This window comes from Alteromonas sp. AO-Serp (assembly GCF_017849675.1).
GTDB classification, from domain to species: Bacteria; Pseudomonadota; Gammaproteobacteria; order Enterobacterales; family Alteromonadaceae; genus Alteromonas; species Alteromonas macleodii.
On sequence record NZ_JAFLMX010000271.1, the window covers coordinates 1 to 1874 of the forward strand.

Below are 1874 nucleotides of genomic sequence, written 5' to 3' on the forward strand. Positions count from 1 at the left end.
GCCAACCCACCGCGTAAGTATTATTACGCCCCGTTTGCAGCGTACATTTAACTGCGTATTTTTCCTTTGCGAACGTACACGGTTATTACAACCGTAGCACGATCCGCCCTTAGCTCAGCTGGATAGAGCGCGGCCCTCCGGAAGGAGAGGTCGGAACAAAAAGGGTGCTGAAAAATTTGTTGTTGTTAAGCTAATTACATGTTTGGAATGACAAGTCGTGTTAGTGGTCAATAACTCTAAAAGCCTTTAAATACAGGCCACCCGTAGCTCAGCTGGATAGAGCGATGCCCTCCGGAGGCATAGGTCAGAGGTTCGAATCCTCTCGGGTGGGCCATCCTCTCCAATCATCCTTGGGACAAAATTGGGACACTCACTCTCATGAGTGCTTTTTTGCATTTTCATTTCCGAGGTTTCTTATGAAAAAACCGCCATCGAAAACAACCTTATTTTTTTTGTATTTGTCAAGGGCAAAAAATGAGGCTTTTTTCCCTCTGACCATTTTCAGCAATCCACACAGAATGCTTCTCGTTGGCTCTACTTATCGCAAGGAGGATCTATGGCAACGATAACAAAACGTGATAACGGGAAGTGGCAGGCGAAGTGCCGGAGAAAAGGTTTTCCCACACAAAGCAAAACTTTTGCTAAAAAAGCAGATGCAGTTAAATGGGCTCGTGATATTGAAGCAAAAATGGATTCGTCCATTTTTATGAGTACTTCAGAAGCAGAAGCGCTTCCGGTGGCTGATGGACTTAATAAATACTGGGAAGAAAAGCTCTCCGAGAAGAAATCTGCGAAAAGTCTCGGATACATGACTAAAAGGCTTGGAAAAGTTTTTAACTCATACAAACTTATCGATCTGACTGTCAGTTCCATCAGAGAGTATAAGGCTTACAGGCTGGAAAAAAGCAAAGTCAAAAACGACACCGTACGAAAAGAACTTAACATGTTGAAAGGGTTTATCAATCATGCCATGACAGAGTGGGAGATGTACCTGCCAAAAGGAAATCCGGTAGACAATGTAAGTTTGCCTGCCAAAGGCAAAGCCAGAGACAGGAGGTTAAAGCCAGGGGAGGAACAAATTCTCCTTCATTCAGCAAAAGAATATGGTGGAGCTATTTCCGACCTTATTCAATTCGCCATCGAGACAGGCATGCGCCGTGGTGAAATAATCGGAATAGAATGGGAATGTGTCGACCTCAAAGCTTCGACAGTTTTTCTGGCGGACACCAAAAATAACGAAAGTAGAACAGTTCCATTATCTCCACGCGCAATGGAAGTCATTAAGTCGCAGCCCCGTCACCTCTCTGGTAAGATTTTCCAAATAAGGGGAGACTCAGTTGGTCAGGCGTTCAGGCGAGTGACTGAAAGGGCAAAAATTAAAGATCTACGTTTTCACGATCTTCGTCATGAAGCTACCAGTCGCTTTTTTGAAAAGGGATTTGCCATGATGGAAGTTTCTGCAATCACTGGTCACAAGGATCTCGCTTCCCTTAAGCGGTATACGCACCTGTGTCCAGCCAATCTGGCTAAAAAGCTGGCCGGTTAGCTTAAGCTTTAAGCTGGCGTTATTTGTGAGAAGGTAACGCCATTGCTTTTAGGATAACATAGGCTTTAACCCACTAAAGCCTATGTTATCTCGAAAATTATTTGTATCCCCTTAAGTGGATTAGTGTGATTACCAAGGGATACTGACGGTATAAGTACCAAGCGATTTTGACGTAACCACACTATCAATGTTGCTGCTCTTCGGCAAGCTTTGCCAATCGTAACGCAGTAGTATTCATGTTTTCCCTTAGCCAAATATTTCGAACGCCGCTAGCGTGTATATCGACGTTTCTTTCAGATTTGAGCAGCCGTGACACCTTGGATTGACC

At 44.1% G+C, this 1874-nt stretch carries 1 protein-coding gene and 1 tRNA gene; both read left to right on the forward strand.

Annotation, left to right across the window (positions count from 1 at the left end; genetic code table 11):
* The first annotated feature begins 257 nt into the window (after positions 1-257).
* A tRNA-Arg gene (locus QVA83_RS17810) sits at positions 258-334 on the forward strand.
* Positions 335-556: 222 nt separating this feature from the next.
* Entirely contained in the window at positions 557-1546 is a 990-nt protein-coding gene (locus tag QVA83_RS17815; RefSeq protein WP_287498761.1) for a site-specific integrase, read from the forward strand.
* The last annotated feature ends 328 nt before the right edge of the window (positions 1547-1874 follow it).

What these genes read in the sequence shown, in the direction of transcription:
- QVA83_RS17815 (WP_287498761.1), top strand. Translation starts at nt 557, where the DNA reads ATGGCAACGATAACAAAACGTGATAACGGGAAGTGGCAGGCGAAGTGC.